17 protein-coding genes are annotated in these 18,470 nt (G+C 69.9%); 3 read left to right on the plus strand and 14 right to left on the minus strand.

Going from position 1 to position 18,470, the window contains the following annotated elements; translation table 11 throughout:
* Positions 1 to 7 precede the first annotated feature (7 nt).
* The 11 genes from ABGA98_RS19035 to ABGA98_RS19085 all read right to left on the minus strand — a co-directional run bounded on the left by ABGA98_RS19035 (position 8) and on the right by ABGA98_RS19085 (position 12,379).
* The gene (locus ABGA98_RS19035) at positions 8 to 1,012 is read right to left on the minus strand and encodes a hypothetical protein (RefSeq protein WP_347619660.1); all 1,005 of its coding nucleotides are present in this window, start codon (positions 1,010 to 1,012) and stop codon (positions 8 to 10) included.
* A complete protein-coding gene (locus ABGA98_RS19040; protein ID WP_347619661.1) occupies positions 1,009 to 2,058 on the minus strand; it encodes a hypothetical protein in 1,050 nt (349 codons plus the stop codon). The genes ABGA98_RS19035 and ABGA98_RS19040 overlap by 4 nt, the downstream gene beginning before the upstream one ends.
* Positions 2,055 to 3,338 (minus strand): MFS transporter, encoded by a 1,284-nt coding sequence (locus ABGA98_RS19045; RefSeq protein ID WP_347619662.1) that lies wholly within the window; start codon positions 3,336 to 3,338, stop codon positions 2,055 to 2,057. Before ABGA98_RS19045 ends, ABGA98_RS19040 begins: the two co-directional genes overlap by 4 nt.
* Positions 3,262 to 4,713, minus strand: a complete 1,452-nt coding sequence (locus tag ABGA98_RS19050; RefSeq protein WP_347619663.1) for a DUF885 family protein — start codon at positions 4,711 to 4,713, stop codon at positions 3,262 to 3,264. Before ABGA98_RS19050 ends, ABGA98_RS19045 begins: the two co-directional genes overlap by 77 nt.
* A gap of 2 nt (positions 4,714 to 4,715) precedes the next feature.
* The gene (locus ABGA98_RS19055; RefSeq protein WP_347619664.1) at positions 4,716 to 6,230 is read right to left on the minus strand and encodes an amino acid--tRNA ligase-related protein; all 1,515 of its coding nucleotides are present in this window, start codon (positions 6,228 to 6,230) and stop codon (positions 4,716 to 4,718) included.
* The gene (locus ABGA98_RS19060; RefSeq protein ID WP_347619665.1) at positions 6,227 to 7,576 is read right to left on the minus strand and encodes a radical SAM protein; all 1,350 of its coding nucleotides are present in this window, start codon (positions 7,574 to 7,576) and stop codon (positions 6,227 to 6,229) included. The genes ABGA98_RS19055 and ABGA98_RS19060 overlap by 4 nt, the downstream gene beginning before the upstream one ends.
* 1 nt (position 7,577) lies before the next feature.
* Complete coding sequence (locus ABGA98_RS19065) at positions 7,578 to 8,378, minus strand: class I SAM-dependent methyltransferase (protein ID WP_347619666.1); 801 nt, start codon at positions 8,376 to 8,378, stop codon at positions 7,578 to 7,580.
* Positions 8,371 to 9,612 (minus strand): coproporphyrinogen-III oxidase family protein, encoded by a 1,242-nt coding sequence (locus ABGA98_RS19070; protein ID WP_347619667.1) that lies wholly within the window; start codon positions 9,610 to 9,612, stop codon positions 8,371 to 8,373. Before ABGA98_RS19070 ends, ABGA98_RS19065 begins: the two co-directional genes overlap by 8 nt.
* Positions 9,613 to 9,787: 175 nt before the next feature.
* Positions 9,788 to 9,940: a hypothetical protein gene (locus ABGA98_RS19075; RefSeq protein ID WP_347619668.1), complete on the minus strand. Its 153-nt coding sequence runs from the start codon at positions 9,938 to 9,940 to the stop codon at positions 9,788 to 9,790.
* Between the two features lie 97 nt (positions 9,941 to 10,037).
* On the minus strand, positions 10,038 to 11,006 hold the full coding sequence (locus ABGA98_RS19080; RefSeq protein ID WP_347619669.1) for a threonine/serine dehydratase: 969 nt from the start codon (positions 11,004 to 11,006) through the stop codon (positions 10,038 to 10,040).
* A 20-nt stretch (positions 11,007 to 11,026) separates the two neighbouring features.
* A complete protein-coding gene (locus ABGA98_RS19085; protein ID WP_347619670.1) occupies positions 11,027 to 12,379 on the minus strand; it encodes a helix-turn-helix domain-containing protein in 1,353 nt (450 codons plus the stop codon).
* Between the two features lie 158 nt (positions 12,380 to 12,537).
* Between ABGA98_RS19085 and ABGA98_RS19090 the strand changes: the two genes are divergently transcribed.
* Positions 12,538 to 13,563 carry a LuxR C-terminal-related transcriptional regulator gene (locus tag ABGA98_RS19090; RefSeq protein WP_347619671.1) on the plus strand — a complete coding sequence of 342 codons (1,026 nt, stop codon included), beginning with the start codon at positions 12,538 to 12,540 and terminating at the stop codon, positions 13,561 to 13,563.
* A gap of 8 nt (positions 13,564 to 13,571) precedes the next feature.
* Here the strand turns inward: ABGA98_RS19090 and ABGA98_RS19095 are convergent, their stop codons facing one another.
* The gene (locus ABGA98_RS19095) at positions 13,572 to 13,952 is read right to left on the minus strand and encodes a hypothetical protein (protein ID WP_347619672.1); all 381 of its coding nucleotides are present in this window, start codon (positions 13,950 to 13,952) and stop codon (positions 13,572 to 13,574) included.
* 218 nt (positions 13,953 to 14,170) lie between these two features.
* Between ABGA98_RS19095 and ABGA98_RS19100 the strand changes: the two genes are divergently transcribed.
* Complete coding sequence (locus tag ABGA98_RS19100; RefSeq protein WP_347619673.1) at positions 14,171 to 15,349, plus strand: DUF455 family protein; 1,179 nt, start codon at positions 14,171 to 14,173, stop codon at positions 15,347 to 15,349.
* 185 nt (positions 15,350 to 15,534) lie between these two features.
* Here the strand turns inward: ABGA98_RS19100 and ABGA98_RS19105 are convergent, their stop codons facing one another.
* Both ABGA98_RS19105 and ABGA98_RS19110 read right to left on the minus strand, forming a co-directional pair.
* On the minus strand, positions 15,535 to 16,218 hold the full coding sequence (locus ABGA98_RS19105; protein ID WP_347619674.1) for a response regulator transcription factor: 684 nt from the start codon (positions 16,216 to 16,218) through the stop codon (positions 15,535 to 15,537).
* A 2-nt stretch (positions 16,219 to 16,220) separates the two neighbouring features.
* Positions 16,221 to 17,399: a histidine kinase gene (locus tag ABGA98_RS19110; RefSeq protein WP_347619675.1), complete on the minus strand. Its 1,179-nt coding sequence runs from the start codon at positions 17,397 to 17,399 to the stop codon at positions 16,221 to 16,223.
* A gap of 126 nt (positions 17,400 to 17,525) precedes the next feature.
* On the opposite strand from ABGA98_RS19110, the gene thyX reads away from it, so the two are divergent.
* Positions 17,526 to 18,308, plus strand: a complete 783-nt coding sequence (thyX, locus tag ABGA98_RS19115) for an FAD-dependent thymidylate synthase (protein WP_347619676.1) — start codon at positions 17,526 to 17,528, stop codon at positions 18,306 to 18,308.
* The last annotated feature ends 162 nt before the right edge of the window (positions 18,309 to 18,470 follow it).

Raw genomic sequence — 18,470 nt, forward strand, 5'->3', positions numbered from 1 at the left:
GGACATCTCAGCCCTGCCGCGCCGGGAGGAGCCGGGCGTCGGCCGGGCTGCGCAGGCGGCACAGGACGGTGATCAGCCGTTCCCAGAACACGTGGAGGACGCCCCCGTCGCACTCGGCCACCCGGTATCCGCCGAGATGCAGCCAGTCGCGGCTCGTGCCGTCCCCGGGAGACACCCAGGTCGGGCACCACTGGCGGGACAGGCCGTGCTCCTCCCGCAGCGCGGTGCTGTCGGCGAGGTCGAGGAGTCTGGCCACCGCCACGGGGTCACCGCCGCACACCGCCAGCCGGGTCCGGCCGTCCCGCAGCGGGATCTCGACCGGCCGGGCCCCTACGGCGTGCAGCCGTCCGGTCAGCACGGCATGGGCCCGGGCGGGCCAGGCCGGAGGGGGATCGAAGAACGCCGGCGACCGTTCCGGCGTGGTGAGGCGGCCGAACGCCGCAACCGGCACACCGTCACCCGCTGTCTCCGCCAGCCGGCAGATCAGCCCGGTGCCGAGGCCGGCCAGCTGGTCCTGCACGGCGGTCGCATCCGCCACCACGAGCCGTTCCTCCTGCTCTGCTCCGTCGCCGGCGGAGCCGTCAGGGAAGGGCGGGACGAAGGCGAAGAAACGCTCCAGACCGCCATCGATGGCCTCCCTGACGGCCGCGTCACCCACCGCGACGGGCAGGCTCACCTCGGGGAACTCCCGCCTTCTGAGCTCGACGTGGCAGGCCATCCTCAGGTCGCTGGCCGGCTCGAGATGCGGGACGGGGTCGGCGATGAAGCGGGGACGCACCGGGCGACCGAGCCGGCGCACGCCGCGCCCTTCGATCCTGGTCACCCGCAGGGTGTTCCGTGGGCCCGCACAGCCCTGGACCAGAACGGGTGACTCCGGCCGGAGCCCGAGGTCGCGCAGCAGGCCGGAGTCGACTCCGAGCAGGCGCAGCCAGCCGGTGGCCATCGCGAGATAGAACGAGCCCTTGTCCCTGACGAGCCAACCGGCATGGGTACGTGCCGTTCCCGCGTTCATGGCAGCACCACCGCCTCCCCGACCAGCGCGGCCACCTGCGCCCCCGTGAACTCGGCCGGCTCGGCGGCGAGGGCACGGACGACGTCGTGCAGAGCGCGGGAGCCGGCCTGGAAGGCGGACAACCACCGCCGGGTGCCGACTGCGAGCAGGTCGTGATAGCGGTCCAGGGACAGGTGCGCGCGTTCGGCGGGCCCGACGCTGAACAGCTGCTGGAGCAGGCGTTCATCGTGCTGCCGGAGGTAGGACCGCGTGATCACGTCGTAGGCCGCGCTTCCCCAGCGCTCCCTGACGTACAACGCCTGCAGCGCCTCCGGCAGGCACTCCTGCGGCCAGAGGAACCCCGGACCGGTGAAACGGACCCGGTTGCCGAACCATTGATGGGACAGCTCGTGCGGCAGGTACTGGCCGAACAGCGTGGCGGGGAAGTCGAGCAGGCCGGGGTGGACGGCGATGACGCCCGGGTAGCTGTAGGCGTAGGCGCCGGGCACCGCCACGTCGACGACGCTCACGTCGTCGATCGGCCCCAGCCAGCCGGTGAGCGTCCGAAGAATACGCGTGACCTCGCTGCCCGCCCGGCGGTCGGTCGCGACGACCTCTCCATGCCGCACCTCGACACGGAGGCGGGGTCCGTCGCCTGGTGGCCAGGCCACGACGAACGGGGCTCCGTGGTGCGGATCCGTGCCGCAGATGAGTCCGCCCTCGCCGATCACCCGGGTCGTGGCGCCGGCGACGTGGTAGTCACGCCCGGCCGGGCGGGCAAGCCACGGCTGCTCCGGCACCAGGCCGACTCGTGCGCCGAGGGGGATGGCGTAGGCGATGCGTACGCTGCTCGCGCCGTGCGAGCCGGCCAGCGTCAGCCGGTCCTCCTCGTGCCGCCAGGACATCGGCGACCCGTCCCCGCCGCGGCACTCCAGCACCTGGCAGCCGGGGCTCAGCGACACCACGAGCACGTCGCCGGGGTCGCGCTCGATCCGCGTCTCGACGTGGAGGACATCGCGGCCGGCACGCAGGCTCGCCGACACGAACGCGCGGTTCCCGGTCCTCACGACAGGCTCTCCTCAAACTGGGCGGGCACGGCGACGCGCCGGCGAAGGGCGAGGAGCGGCAGCAGGGCGAGCGCCGTGATGGCCGTCGCCGCGAGCCAGACCTCGCGGAAACCGAACACCGAGATCAGCCCGCCGGCGCCGAGCGTGCCGACGACGCCGACCAGGGTCTGGATGCTCGACCTCGCGGACGTCCAGCTCGTCCGCTTCTCCGCGGGGACCAGGTCGTGCAGCCAGCTGCCGAAGGCCATCAGGTCAAGTCCCAGCCCGATCTCGTAGCAGACCAGGCCGGCCGCCCACAACGACCAGTGGGGAGCGAGGCTCATCGTCAGGTATCCGGCGACGCACGCCAGCACGCCCGTGGCGGACAGCGCCGCCAGGCCCCACCGGCGGTTGAGCAGTCCGGCGAGCCAGGTCCCCACCGCCATCGCCGCGATCGAACCGGCCAGCACCACGCCGATGCCGCTCTCCGGCAGTCCGAGTTCCTGGGTGGCGAACAGCTGGTAGCTGAGCAGGAAACTGGTGAAGCCGATATGGACGAGAGCACTCTTGTACAGGACGAGCCTCATCGTGGGATCGCGGACGACCAGCCGGGCGTTGGTCCACACCGTGGCGGGGAGGTTCGCGAGCCTGCCCTGCGGATCACGGTTGTCCTCGCCCACCAGCAACACCGCCGCCGTGACGAACGCCAGCGCGGCGGCGGTGAAGAGCACCAGGTGCGCGCCGTGGCCGAGCAGCGGAGCTCCCACGAGAAGCGCCGCCAGCGCGCCGGCGATCATGGAGATCGTGGCGGCCCTCGACAGGACCGACGTGCGCCGCGCCCCCGCGCCGGCGCTCTCCAACCGGTCGACGAGCCAGGCGGTGGGCGCTCCGGTGATGAGTGCCATGCCCGCGGCCCACAACGTCATGGCCACGACGAAGCCGGGCGCGCCGGTGGCGATGCCGTACACCAGCAGGCCGCTGCCCACGAGGACCGCTCCGGCCGCGGCGGTGCGCTTGCGACCCCACTGGTCGGCGAGGTTGCCGGCCGGGAAGTCCACCACGGCGAGCACCACGGACCCGAGGGTCAGGACGAAGGCTATCTCCGCCGGCCCGAGCCCCTGCTCGTTCATGCGCAGGATGTAGCCCGTCCCGAACAGCTTGTCCACGACGCTGATCAGTACGCTGAAAAGGCCGAATGACAGAGCCAGCCGGCGCACCGATGGGTCATTCCTCACTGAGTCCCTTTCCGACCAGGTCGACGGCGCCGTGCTGGGCCACCATGGCCTCCATCTCTCCTTCACCGCGCTCGGCGGCGACCTTGCGCAGCGCCAGATATCCGACGATCGGCGCCGTCGCCCGCCAGGGATCGAAGTAGGAGCTCAGCACGAGGGAGGGAGCGTCGGCCGAGCCGCACACGTCCATCGCGGTCAGGTGCTCCGCCACTTCTCCGAACGGCCTGCCGCGTGCGTGGACGAGCAGGGCGGCGAGTGCCTGGCCGCAGTACTTCGCCATCCTCGCGTGGAACCGGGCGGTCACCGAGGGGTCATGGGCGGCAGCCGCGTACAGCTCCTCGCACCAGCGTCCCCATCCCTCGACGAACGCCCGGTTGCCGTGCCGGAGGCAGAGCGGGTGGCCGTGGTGTCCACGTGCCTGCGCGGTGTGCTGCCAGTGATGGCCGGGGAAACACTCGTGGGCCAGATCCAGTTCGAGGTCGGCCCGATACGCGTAAGCGGCCGGCCGGACGAAGACGACGGCCGATCCGCCGCCACGTGATCCGGCGTTCTGGTAGCTCGCCGAGGAGACGCCGGGCACCGCGTCATCGGACACGTCCAGGCGCAACGTGTCGAGGCATTCGCCGCCGCCGAACCTCGGTGCGAAGATGTCCGGGAGCCGTGCGATCAGCTTGCCGATCTCGTCCGCGCACCCCGGGACCAAGCCGGAGACCGGTGCGCGTGTGCGAGCGATCTCCCGCCTCGACCGGTCGAGCCGGCGCCGCAGGGCATGTTCGAGTTCGTCCGGACCGCAGGCGATGCCGGTACAAGCCCGCAGGCCCGTCTCCCAGACCTGCGCTCCCATGGGGCGCAGTGCACGGCCTTGCCCGATGGCCTGGGACAACCATGCCGAGAACCCGTCGATGGCCGCATCCGCACGGGCCGTCTCGTCCGCGTATCCCCCGCCGGCGGCGTCGCCCACCTGCCGCACCAGGCGGCGGCCGGCGGCCAGATGGCGTACGGCGCGCCGGAGGTCGACCTGGCCGCACTCCTCGCGGTCGAGGTTCCGCGTCGCCGAGCCGAAGAGGCCGGGCAGGTTCGCCAGGAAGGCACGGACCCACGCCGGCGGCAGCGGCCGATCGCGGAGGTTGCCCGCGGCCATCTGGGCAAGGACCCCGTGGCACTGGCGATCGACCCAGAACTGCGGATCGCGCCGCCAGCTCAGCGCGGTGTCCAGCTCGAAGCGGCGGCCGTCCAGGCACCAGCGCAGGAGGCGCGCCTGGTGATCGTCCGCCGGGCCGGAGGCCTGATCCACCTGGTCGCTGATCGATCGGTACGCCTCGCTCAGCGTGGCGGGGGAGACGGGCGTGGGCGCGATGGCGAACTCGTCCCACGCGAGCGCGTATCCCGGATGGTGCGTGACCGCGACCGTGAAGTACCGCTGCACGAGGTCGACCCATGTCATGTTCAGCCCTTGACCGGCAGCCCGGTGACCGGGCACTGCCCCGATCCCGTCTTCGGCATGATCATGACATCTCGCATGGGGACGCCGAGCAGCAGGGCCATGAGCCGTTCCCACCCGATCGAGGTGTTGTGCAGCGGCGGCGCGCCGAACCGGAGAGCATCGAGGTAGTACCCGTACGTCTCCTCCGGGTCCGCCACTCCCGCGTCGGAGAAGTTCTTCAGCGCCTGCCCGTGATCCACTTCGTTCTGGCTGCCGCTCAGCAACTCGACACCGTTGACGACCAGGTCGTACGAGTCGGAGAGTTCTCCCTCGGGGCCCACTCGCCGGCCGAAGAGGCACCTGCTGTGGTGCGAGTGCTCCTCCCGCTTCTCGTCGGACAGGAACGGCTGGCGCCGGATCCACACCGGGCCGAACGCGGGCGGCTGCTCGTTCGTGACGAGCGGGTAGAGGGTCTGCGCGAGGATGCGGACGAAGGATTCGGCTCGCGCTCCGTCCGCGCACCCCACCAGCGCCACCGGCCCGGACGGGACGTCGGGGATCAGGGTGCCGAGCGTGCCCGCCCCGTCGGCGCCGTGCTGGAAGACCGCTTCCGCGCCCAGGTGCCGTTCGGCCATGCTCCGCAGCGCATTCGCGACGTCCGCGCCGCACTCGGGGACGACGAGCGCCCGAATCCGCTGGCCGGGGCGGCCGAAGGCATCCCCGTCCAGCACGGGCGTGGGGAAGGCGGCGTAGCGGTAGTCGGGGGTGTCCGAGCCGAACCTGCGCATGCAGGCGTCGTAGTCGATGACGGGAAACGGCGCCCTTCCCCACGAGGGGAGGCCCAGGGCGCTGCTCACCCTCTCGAACAGGCCCTCCAGGAGGCGGAACTGCTCCTCCACCGAGGTGAACGTGACCGCGAGGTTGAGCTGGGTGAACTCGTACGCCTTGAGCGGTGACGCGCTCGGTTCCGTGCGGAAGCACCGGCTGAACTGGAAGGCGCGGTCTATGCCGCCGATCGCGCACAACATCGCCGGCACGGTGGGCGACTGCAGCAGCCAGCTCCCCGATTCCGGGTCGGCGGGGTCGGTCACCCGCAGTTCCGACTCGCCGTACTCCCTGGTGGCCCGCCAGAGTTGCGGCGTGTTGGCCTCGACGAAGTAGTGCTCCGCCAGATGGCTCCTGGCGACCGTGACCGCCCGATCGGCGGCTCTGAGCAGGTCGACCGCCTCGCCGCTCCGGAACCTGAGATAGGAGTACGGCGAATCGCTCCCGTTCACGTCCTCCGGCAGGGCGGCCGTCGCGGGCCACACACGTGCCGACGCTCCGACGAACCCCGTGGCCGACCTGGTCGCCCGCACCTCGACGGCGTCGCCGGTCCGGACTCCGGCGAGTTCGGCGCACGGCACGACGGCCACCGACCCGGTCGAGTCGGCCACCTGTACGGTGTCCGCGGTCCGGCCGGTCACCCAGCCGCACACGCGGATCTTGCTGCCCGGCGGCGCAGCCGCCGCGTCGGCGGCCATGGTCCGGGGGGTCATGGTTGCGTGCCGATCGAAGGCCGGGTGAGCACGAAGGGCACCATGGTCTTGAAGAACTTGCAGCGGTCGGGGTTGAGACCGCCGCCGTTGAAGAGGCGCTCAAGTGTGCAGGGTCCGCCGCACACCATGCCGGCGATGCAGCCGTCGCAGTCGTCCACGGTCGTGGCGTCGTAGTGCCAGTCGGCCACGCGCTTCTTGGAGATCTGGTGCACGCTCGGGGTGGTGACCCGTTCGTCCTGGTGCCACACGATGCAGAACGACAGCGACCCGTCCGCTGCGACGTATCCGCCCCAGTGCGCTTCCGTGCCCGTCGGGTTGCCGTCGAAACAGCGGTCGGGCTGCGGCCTGCGCTTGTTGATGAGCTCCACCAGGAAGGCGCCCAGCGAGTGGAACTCCACCCCGCGGCTGTTGCAGAACAGCCATGACTCCTGTACGGAGCGGGAGAGCAACAGTCCGTCCACCTCCCAGCCGTCCGCCGTCGGCTGTGGGGCGTTCACCGCCACGCTCCTCGCGCCGAGCTCCTCGACCACGAAACGGACGATTTTCGGCAGGATCTCCACGGTCTCGGGCAACAGGGTGATGAGGAAGCGTGGCTCACCGCCGGCGGCCCGTATCTCCTTCACCGCCTTGATCACCAGGTCGTAGCTGCCGCGGCCGTTGTGGAACACGCGATGGCGGTCGTTGATCTCCTTCCAGCCGTCCAGGCTGATGGTGAGGCTGATGTCGTGTTCGGCCAGCCACCGGGCGCGTTCGGCGGTCATCAACGTGCCGTTCGTGGTCATCTCGTGGGTGAATCCCGCGATGCGCCCGGCCGCGACGGCCTCTTCGAGCACGCGGGTGGTGTCCTGGATCAGATCCCACCTCAGCATCGGCTCCCCGCCGAAATACTGCACGGTCGGCCACCCGCCGGGGTTCTGCTGGATCAGCCATTCGACATGCTCGAGAAAACGCTCGGCCGGGGCCGGCTGTTTGGGCAGGTCCTTGTAGATGACCTCTTCGACGAAGCAGTAGTCACATTTCAGGTTGCACCGCTCCGTCAGGGACATGCGGAGGAAACTGAACTTGCCGTCGCGGGTCTTCCGCTGCGTCAGGCGAATGTCGGTGAGCTTGTCGAGCAGGCGGCGCTCTTCGACACGGTCCACGGGAACCAGCAGGCCGGAGTCCACGAGCACCTGCTCCGTCGCCGCTGACGCGGCTTCGATCGGGCGCGGCCGCTCGAACGAACGCCACACTTCCGCGTCGTCCTGATCGCCCTCGAGCACCTCGAGCGTCAGGCTGTTGAAGAACGTGACACCCGCCTCCTGGCGCAGCACGTGCCCGTATTTCGACTGCTTGTAGATGGTCAAGTCACTCACCTCGCCTTGCCACGACGACTTGCGGGCCGTCATACGCTGACTTCCGTTGTCCGGTGGCGTAGTCGCCCACCAGTTCGCACAGGCGCAACCTGGCGGCCTTGAGCAGCAGCAACATCTCCGCCGGATACACGTAACGCATGGTCAGTTCCGTGAACAGCGCGGGGCCGAGCACCCCGTCGGGCCCGATCCGCCGGTGCGTCATGCGGAGTTTCTCCCGCTGGCTGAGCGGCTCCACCAGCACGGTCTGCTCCGCCAGGTATTCCGCGCCGTCGGGGGTCTGGAACCGGTGGGACTGCACGGCGGCCGACCCGTCGGCCAGGAGGCGGAGATCCGGCGTGAAGACGTCGATGACCACGGCCCCGTCATCGGTGAGGTGGCGGCGCATGGCCGCCAGCGTCGCCAGCTGGTCGCGCTGCGTCAGGTTGTAGAGGAAAACGTTCCCCGGCATCGTGATGAGCGGGAAGCGCCGGCCGAGGTCGAGGTCGCGCATGTCGCCCGTGGTCAACGACAGCCGCCGTCGCACGTCGGCGGGCTCTGCCGCCATCCGGCGGCGTACGGCGCCGAGCATGCTTTCTGAGACGTCGATCCCGACGACCTCGTGACCGTCCCTGGCGAGCGGGAGGGCGAACCGGCCGGTCGCCACCCCGATCTGGAGCACCGGGCCGCCGTACTTGGCCGCGAGCGAACGGAGGTGGTCGATCGCCGGGTTGCCCTCCCCGTCGGCCAGCAGCGGGGAGTGATCGTAGAGGGCGGCCAGTTCGTCCCCGTACCAGTTTCCTGTGTCGTCAGCCACAACACGCCCCCGCTTCCGCCACAGAGGGATCGGCGGGCGCCAGCACCTCTTCGATGTCGCCCAGCCGTAGAACTCCCTGCAAGGTGAGCTCCAGATGGTCGGGAGTCGCGTCGACCAGCTCCTCGGCGACCATCCACTCGATCTCGGGTCCGAAGACGTCGTGCGGCGATGCGCCGAACCGGGCCTCGAACGCGTGGAGTGGATACCGCCGTTCGCGAATGCCGTAGGAGAGGTGCCGGACCATCCGCGCCCGATGGTCCAGGTGATCGGCCGTCACGGCGGTCTCGGCGCGGGTGCCGGCCAGTGCCACGTACCTGTTGATGTTGCGATCGTTCTCGTAGACCACGTCGTTCAGCTGGCTCGCGGCCGCCTGCCCCACTCCCAGCCAGTCCCGTCCCCTCATCTGCCACAGCCCGTACTGGTGGTGGTGCTCGGGGCCGCGGCTGTAATGGAAGCTCGTGTATCTCTCGTACCCGGCGGCCCGCAACATCGAGTCCGCGACCAGCAGTTGCTCCTGCCGCTCCAAGAACTCCGTGCCGGACCGCCTGCCGGTCGCGATGAGCGAGTTGAGGCGCGTCTGCGGATAGACCCACAACGGGTACAGCGCGATGTGGTCAACCTCGAAGTCGAGGGCCGTCCGTACGTCCGCCGCGATCACCTCGGTTCCGCCGCCGGGCAGGCCGTAGATCAGGTCGATGCCGACGGAGGGCAGACCGGCCTGTTTCGACTGGGTGATGGCGCGCATCGCGTCGTCACGCTCGTGCCGGCGTCCGACGGCCTCCAGCACCTCGTCGTTGAAGGTCTGCACGCCCATGTTGAACTTGATGTTGCCGGCGGTTTTGAGGACCTCCAGCTTGTCCGGGGTCACGGACGTGGGGAATCCCTCGACCAGTATTTCCGCATCCGGGTTGCCCCTGAGGTAGTGCCGCATCCGAGCCAGCAGGTCGTCCAGCTGGCGGGGGCTCAACATGGTGGGTGTTCCGCCACCGAGTTGGGCGGTCTCGAACGAGGCGGCGCCGAAGGTGCCGTCCTCGGCGTAGAAATCCAGCTCCGTGTTCAGCGCTCCGGCGTACCGGTCGATCAATTCGGGAGTCACGCTCTTCCCGACGACGGTAACGAAATCGCAGAAATAGCATCGCGTCACGCAGAACGGCACGTGGACGTACAGTGCCAGCGGGTCGGATCCGAGGCGGACCTTGCGCACCTGGTCGACCTGCTGTTCAGTGCTCGGCATTTTCGGCTGGAATCTGACAGGAAAGGGCAGGGAAGTTTTACTCGATCCCCTGCTGGTGCTGAGGTCGTCGGCCATGGGCGCAGATCCTTGAGAATCGTCACACGCGGGTCAGGCGGCGCCCACCGATCTGTCGGGCCGGGGAGCGCCGCCCCTTGCTGCATCGACGACTATGCGACTAGTCGTTGTCCTGCCGGCCGTCAGCGATGGCGCTGATCAGCTCCTGCTCGAAATCTCCGAAATCCGCGAAGTCGGATTCGACCATGTGCCCGGACCGGGAGCACGGGTTGCCCTCGGGGGCGGTCATCTCAATGACCTTTGACTTCAACATTTTGACACCTCCTTCGTTTATCCCTGCTGTTTCGAGCATAGAATTCGCCGCATCTGACAACCGGCAACTACTTCGGCAAGATGCGGCATTTCCGGCACTACCGCGGATCGAGCAGGGAGCGATGCCAGGCGGGGCCGGCGTTGCCGCCCGACATCACGGCCGCCACCGGTCCGCGGTCCCTGCTACGCCCCCGCAGCATCGCCGCGCAGGCGACGGCCCCGCTGGGCTCCGCGACGATGCCCTCGGACTCGGCGAGCAGACGCGCCGCCCGGGTGATCTCCGTCTCCGAGACGGTCTCCATGGCATCGGCGAGCCTGCGCACCAGCGGCCACGCGTAGTGCCCCAGGCTGGGCACCCGCAACCCGTCCGCGACGGTTCTGTAGGTGTCGGCGACAGGCCAGGCGGTCAACTCCCCCCGCCGGAAACTCTCGCAGGCGTCCGCCGCCAGTTCCGGCTCGACCCCGATAACCCTGGTCGTCCCCAGCCCTTTGAGGGCGACCGCCGTACCCGCCAGCAGGCTTCCCGTGCCCGTGGGCAGGTAGACCGTGCTCAGTTCCCGGCACTGCGCCGCCAGTTCCAGGCCCACGGTGCCCTGCCCGGCGATGACCTCGGGCAGGTCGCAGCCGATCAGCGCGAGACCGCGCCGATCGCGGATGTCCACGGCGACGGCGTCCAGGGAGTCGGGGTCGGTGACGACGACGTCGGCGCCGAGCGCTCTGAGCGCGTCGATCTTCACCTGCGGTGCGCTGTGCGGGACCACGACGGTCGCCGCGACCTTCAGGAGCGCGGCGGCATGGGCGACCGCACGTCCGTGATTGCCCGAGGACGTCGCGACCGCGCCTGGCAGCGCCCTCGCGTCGTGGAGCTTCAACATCGCGAAGAGCGCTCCGCGGATCTTGAAGGAGCCCGTGGGCTGCCCGTGTTCCGTCTTGAGCCAGACCGGCCGGTTCCCGGCCGTCCGCAGCCGGCGCAACGGGGTACGGGGAAGGTGTGGTTCCAGCCGTTCAGCCGCTTCGATGACATCGTCGAGGACCACGGCGCCGGCGGCGGCCAGGGATGGTTCCATGAGGCTCTCGCCATCTCCGATCACGGTATGGAGGCCAGCAGGACGCGACGCACCAGGTTCAGCAGGACGATCTCCGGTGACGTACCGCGGTTCTCCACGCGTACGAGGCCGGCCGCGGCCATCGCGTCGGCCAGGTCGATGGCGGCGGAGACGGAAAGCCCCAGCTCGGCCGCGACGTTCTCGATGGACCACCGCACGGCGCTCCGGGCCAGCCGGCGTGCGTGTTCGCGCTGGGGGCCCGTCAGGACATCGCAGCTGTTCGCGATCGCTTCCCAGACGGGACCGAACTCGCCGGGCAACGCCTGGTCCGACGTACTGTCCGCGGCCGTGACCAGGTCGTGGAGCAGCACTTCCACGCTGAGCTCCGCGCTGCGGGCGGCCGCGATCTCCAGGGCGAGCGGGATGCCGTCCAGGCGCCGGCACACCTCGGCCACGGCCGCCGGGTCCGCATCGGGTCGGCCCGAACCGGTTCGCCCCTGGTGCATGCGGTCGAAGAACAGCCGGACGGAATCCGTCTCCGCAAGCCGGGCAGGAGCATTCCCGATGTCTCTCGGCGGGACGGCGAGCGGTGCCAGCCGGAGCGACAGCGCTCCCCTGGCACGCCACGGGGCGGCCGTCGTGGCCAGCACCCGCAGCCGCGGACAGGCGCGGAGGAGGGCGAAGGCGAAGCCCTCGACGGAGGAGCCTCCGGACAGCCCGTCCAGAACGATCAACGCGTCGTTGCCGCCGATCAGCCGGGCCAGCCTGGCGCTCGATCCGGCATCACCGCGGATCGCGTCCAGGGCGACGACCACGGCGGGCGCCTGGGGCAGCCCGCCGTCCGCACCCTCCCCCAAGGGGACCCAGAGGACGGGCCAGCCGTGCTGTTCACGCAGACGCAGCGCCACTTCCATGGCCAGCCGGCTCTTCCCCACGCCGCCGAGGCCGCTGATCACCGCGAGCCGGCTGTCTCCGGCGGTCAGCGTACGGCTGACGGTGTCTCGGTCACCGAGGCGGCCGATGAACGAACTGAAGGGGTGCGGCGGGCGGGGATCAAGGCCGCCGTCGGCGGGCTCGGCTCGCGCGGCGACGTCGTTCAGCAGGGCGCACGAGATTCTGTCCAGCTTGAGCGTGTCGGCGAGCAGGTCGAGGGTCTGCCGCCGCGGCTTTCTGATGCACCCGGATTCGATATTGCGAACGGTGCGAACGCTTACTGTGGACAGATCCGCCAGATGCTGCTGGCTCAGTCCACGTTGCTCCCGATGCTCTCTCAAGAGGTCGCCGAGTTCCAGAGGCCTTACTACAGGCTCGGCGAACATGTTGTCGAATGGTGCAGAAGAAGGCACGGAAACCCTCCCGTGGCAAACATCAGCGGTGTTGCCGGCGGCCTCCATCGTTGGACGCTCGAGTTCGCCCGCGTAAGTGGTCAAATGCTGCCTATGGCATGAAACGGCCACCCCCACCGCTGCCGGACGTATACCGACGTTGTGCCGATTTCATACCGGCCTCATATCGCCTCCCGCTAAACAGGGCGGAACGGAGCAGTCCAGACATGGGAAACGCACTGGGAGGGCTCATGTTCGAGGCGTTGGGCATCAACGATGTCGCCGAATCGGTGTACCTCGCGATGCTCGAACATCCCCAGGCCGGGGTCGAAGACCTGATGCGGAACCTCGACATGGAGGAAGGCCAGGTCCGTCAGGCCCTGGACGACCTGGCACGCATGTCCTTACTGCGTATCTCCGGATCCGCTCCCGAGGTTCTCGTGCCTGTCGACCCCAAGACCGGGCTCGCCGCCCTGCTCGCCCGGCAGCAGGCTGAGATCGCCAAGCGGCAGCAGGAGCTCGAGGAGAGCAGGGCCTCGCTTACGGCGCTGCTGGACATGTACGCGGAGAGCCGCGTGCACACGTCCGCAACCGGGGTCGACCGGATCGAGGGCGTCGACACCGTCAGAGCAAGGCTCCGCGAGCTGGCCGAGACCTGCACATGGGAGGCCGCTTCCTTCATGTACGGCGGCGCCCAGCCGGAAGCGAGCCTGGCCGCCACCAGGCCGCTGGACAGGGACGCGATCGACCGCGGGGTCCGGCTGCGCACCATCTACCTGGACAGCGTCCGTAACGACCCGGCGACCTGCGCCTACGCCCAGTGGCTCTGCGACATGGGAGGCGAGGTCCGCACGACCCCCGTGCTCCCCATGCGCATGCTCATCGTGGACCGGCGGATCGCGGTGGTGCCCGTCGACATGGACAGGCCCTGCGCCGCCGCCGTGGAGGTCGCCAGCCCCGGCCTGCTCACGGGACTGGTCGCGTTGTTCAACTTCGCGTGGAAGAACGCGGCGCCGTTCGGCGCACGGCGGCGGCGGCACGACGACGGGCGGACCGCACAGGAGAAGCAGGTCCTGAGACTCCTCGGCCTGGGCCATACGGACGAGATGGTCTCCAGGCGGCTCGGCGTGTCGGTCCGCACGGTCAGGCGCACCGTGTCCGCGCTCCAGGAAAGGCTCGACGCGAAGAGCAGATTCCAGGTCGGCGCGCGAGCCGTCGCCCTGGGCTGGATCGACCAGGACGACCTCGAGTAGGTCACCTGTCAGAGGACGATCGCCGACCGGATCATCCAGAGGGCGTCCGGCGGCATGGCGACGGCCATCGCACGACGGCACAGGTGCTCGGACGTGCGGCGGGCCGCGTCGGAGTCCGCGGCGCGGAGATACACGACCAGGACGAGCAGGCCGTCCCGCGCGTCCATGAAGATGTGCTCCGTGCAGTCGTTACCGGCGGCTGAATCGGTGAAGACAGCACGCAAGCCGGCTTCCGATGCGCGCCGGCCGGGCGTGTCCACCACGATGAGAACGCGGTACATGGTCAGGCTCCCGGAACCGGTGGGCAACCGCGTCACGCCCTCAAAGAGAACATTTCCACCACCGCCTTCGGCAGTGGTCATTTCCTGCCACAGGCGGCTCCTGTCCATGACCGACCAGCCTGATGAGAAATGGACGGTTGCTGCCAGGCAGAAACCTGCCGGTCACAGCACGCTGATTCGAGGGCGAGCTCTGGTGATACTCGAGGAATGAGCCAGGAAACGCACGAAACAAGGATCCTCACGCGGGTTCGGCCGGAACGACCGGTCAATGTGGTCAGCACGAATGATGTGGCTCGTATGGTGACCGCCAGGAATGGGGGTTCTGAATGACGGAGAAAGCTCCCCCTGATGTGGCGGAGAGCCGCCGGTCACTGCAGATTCTCCGGTACGCGTGCGTCCGCCTGCTGGAGATCTCGGCCGGCGTGCTGGTAAGGATCGCCGACTCTCAGACCAAGGTGGCCCTCTCCCGCGACGTATGGAGCCTCGCGCAGGCGGCCGACCACATCGGCCGGCGGTTGCCCGGCCTCCGTTCCTCCGCCGAGGCGATGACGCCTGTCGCCGGATACGCCGAGTTCACCAACGGCTTGATCCGGATCAGCGACCCGGCGGAGCAGTACGACCTCCTGGTGTCGCAGGCGTTTCCCGAGCTGCGCGACGTCGTCTGTCTCTGCCAGGCCCGGCATGACCAGTTGGCGGACGAGGCTTCGGTGTCGTGTCTGAAGAGCGTGGCGGAGCAGTTGGACAAGCTCACCCCGCCGACCGGCGGCGCCACATCCGGTGGGAGGGGTGAACTCGCGCGCGGCATCGAGGGCCTGGACCGGAACGAGCAGGTCCCTCCGACGCTGTCCGCGTTGGAGTCGATTCCCCGCCGGCCCGGCCGGGAGGCCGGACTCACCGAAGGCGCTTCCTCGGCTTCCGGACTCGTCCGGCACCTGCACGACATGATCTTCGGCATCGAGATCTGCGCTGCCGAGATCTGCGCGGCCCTCATCGCCCATCATCCCGAGGCCCCATGGGGCCTGCGGTACGACCTGGCCAAACAGGTTCGCGACGAAGGGCGTCACTTCGAGTTGATAGCCAACCGCATCTCCGAGCTCGGCGGCCGGATCGGCGACCATCCCATCAAATTCGACGTGTGGGACAAGTTCACCCTCGGCCGCACGCTGCCCGAACGCATCAACATCGAACAGCGCATGGGCGAGGGCATCGGCCTGGACGGCGGCATGGTGATCTACCGCGCCCTCAAGAAGATGGGCGACGAACGCACCGCCCTGCTCTTCGACTACATCAACGCGGACGAGGTCACCCATGTCGGCAACGGCAACCGCTGGCTCCGCGAGCTGCTCGGCAGCGACGAAGCCGTCGCCGCCCTCGACGCGGAGACCCGCCGGCTCCTGGCCGCCGCGAACTGGCCCACCGTCAGCCCGATGCCGCTCAACGTCGAAGATCGCATCCTGGCCGGCTTCACCGAAGCCGAACTGGCCGAGCTACGCCCCGGCACCTGAGTCGAGCGAGACTCCTTGTCCGTCGGTCGTCTACCGTTCCGGCGAGCGCCCGCCTCCCGAATCGACGACCTCGGCGAGGCGGGCGGCCCGGAAGGATCTTGGCACACGTGGTCCGTGGACGTCGCCCATGAGCCCGCCAGCCGGCGGTCGTGCCGCTGGCGGCGCCGCGCGAACCGGGTCGCGGCTCAGCCGGCGGAGACGAGCCCGACCCGGTAGGCGAGGACGACCGCCTGCACGCGGTCGCGCAGGTCGAGTTTCGTCAGGATCCGTGACACGTAGGTCTTCACGGTCTCGACAGTGATGGACAGCTCCGCGGCGATCTCCGCGTTCGACAGGCCGGCGGCGATCTGTACGAGCACTTCGAGCTCACGGGGGGTCAGCGCGCGTACGACCTCCTGCCTGGCCGGGTTGGCGGTGTCGGCGGGGCGCAGGCGGTCGGCGTAGTGGCCGATGAGGGTGCGGGTGACGGCGGGGGCCAGCAGGGACTCGCCGCGGACGATCGTACGCACGCCGTTGACCAGCTCCGCCGGTCTGGCGTCCTTGAGCAGGAAGCCGGCGGCCCCGGCCCTGAGCGCTTCGTAGACGTACTCGTCGACGTTGAAGGTGGTGACGACCAGCACCTTCACCGGAGCGGCGATGCCAGGGCCGGCCAGCTGCCTGGTGGCCTCGATGCCGTCGAGGACGGGCATCCGGATGTCCATCACGACGATGTCCGGGCGCAGCCGCCGCGCCGCCTCCACCGCCGCGCGGCCGTCGGCGGCCTCACCGACCACCTCCATGTCGGGCTGGGCGGAGAAGACGGTGACGTATCCGGCCCGCACGAGCTCCTGGTCCTCGCAGATGAGCACCTTGATCGGGGTGTCGGTCATGCCTAACTCCTGGTGGGGATGGAGGCGCGGACAGTGAACGCGCCGTCGGGCCCGCCCACGGCGACCAGGTCACCGTCGAGCATGCGCAACCTCTGGCGCAGCCCGTCGAGACCGCGCCCGCCCGAGGGCGGCGCGGGGGCCGCGCCGGCGGGCCCGTCGCTGGTCACCTCGATGGCGATGCGATCGGGGTCGTGGTGCACCGTGACCCGGGTGGGCCGTCCTGTCGCGTGTTTCATCGCGTTGGTGAGCGCCTCCTGCACCACCCGGTAGGCGGCCAGCTCCACGTCCACGGCCTGGGGCCGCGGCTCGCCGTACTCGGCCAGCTCGACGGGCTGGCCGGACGCGCGGGCCTGCTCGACGAGGTCGCCGATCCTGCCCGGCGCCGGCGTGCGGTCATCCGCGGCGCCCGACTCGCCGGTCGCCTCCAGCACGCCGAGCAGGTGCCGCAGCTCCGTGAGGGCCCGCCGCCCGGTGTCGCCGATGGAGGCGAGCCCGGCCTCGGCCCGGTCGGGCGCCGCGCCGACCACGAACTGTGCCGCGTCGGCCTGGACCACCATGGCGGTCACGTGATGCGTGACCACGTCGTGCAGCTCGCGGGCGATGCGTGCCCGCTCGGCGGCCTTGGCCACCTCCGCGGCGAGCCGCCGGCGTTCGGCCTCCTCCGCCTGCCGTCGGCGCATCCCCACGCCGGCCATCCAGATCACCACCAGCGTCAGGTAGAACGCGAGGAAGTCCTGCACACGGGTGGGCGACCCGAGGCTGCTCAGGACGACCGCCAGCGCGGCATAGCCGGCGCTCGCCGCCGCGGCGAGGCCGAGACGGAACCGCGCCTGGTGGGCTCCGGCCGCGTACACCGCCAGATAGAGGCCGATGCTGGCGAACGTCGGCGGGTAGGACAGCGCCTGGTGCGCGGCGAAGGCGGCGCCGATGACCGCCAGGCAGGCCGCGGGCCGGCGGCGGCGCACGGCCAGCGGCGCGGACTGTGCCAGGACCAGCACCACGGCCGGCGCGTCCGCCGGGCGTCCTGGCAGGTCGCCGAGCTGCGCCGAGATGGCGGACAGCGTCGGCACGAACGCCAGCAGCGTGAGCAGCACCGCCAGCGTGCCGTCCTTGGCGAACGTGGAGCGAGCACGCCAGGAGCCCGGCCAGGAGCGGACGGCGCTCGGGACGTTCGCGAACACCCGGCAAGACTAGTGGCGGCCGCTGGGCACCGGGACACCGTGTTGCCGGGGTCAGCATGGGAAGCCGAGCCGGGAGCTGGTTGACTGGGGCCGTCACCACGCGGTCGCTCCAAACGGGGGATTTCCATGCGCACTGTCGAACCCCAGGTCTTCGTCGTCGCCCGTCCGTCGCTCGACTACGACGAACTGGCCCGCTATCTCGCGGAGGTCGGCGGGGAGAGCTGGCTGGAGCGGCTCGACCGCGGCGACCTCGACGCACAGAACCTCGCCGAGTTCGCCGGCCGGCTCTGCTACCGCTCCTTCGAGCCGGGGCTCAATCCCAACGTGGTCCGGATCAGGAAAGACCAGGACGAATACCTGCGTAACATCCTGGCCAGCGCGCACGGCTCGGTCCTCGAGCACGTCAGCTTCAGCTTCGTGCTGCACAACGTGAGCCGCGTCCTCACCCATGAGCTGGTCAGGCACCGTCCCGGCGTGGCGATCTCCCAGGAGTCGCTGCGGTTCGTGCGGCTCGACGAGTTGCCGTTCTGGTTCCCTGAATGGGCGCAGGAGGACGACGAGCTGATGAAGCGGGCCACAGCCGTCCTGGAGCAGCTGGAGCAGTTCCAGCGGTGGATGGCCGGCCATTTCGGGCTCGACGAGGAAGGCGTGCCGTTCTCGGAGAAGAAGCACCGCACGTCGTTCATGCGCAGGTTCGCACCCGAGGGTCTGGCGACCGGGCTGGTGTGGACCGCCAACGTGCGCACGCTGCGGCACACGATCGAGGCCCGCACCGCCGTCGGCGCGGAGGAGGAGATCCGCCTGCTGTTCCAGCGCATCGGTGAGCTCATGCGCGAGGAGGCGCCCGCCCTCTTCGGCGACTACGTGGTGGAGGACGGAGCCTGGGTGCCGGGCTGGCGCAAGGTCTGACCCGGCTTACGCTCCCCCGGCTGCACGAGGCCTTGGCGCGACCCGAACAGCCCGGCGGTCTGGCGGCGGCGAGCCCCGGACCCCGGTCTGCGGCGGGTCCAGCGGGCCGGAGGCACGCAGTGCGGCGCCCGGCCCGAGGGGGTTCCCAAGAAGGTTTTCCCC

The organism is Nonomuraea sp. B1E8, assembly GCF_039871515.1.
In the GTDB taxonomy this organism is placed as follows: domain Bacteria; phylum Actinomycetota; class Actinomycetes; order Streptosporangiales; family Streptosporangiaceae; genus Nonomuraea.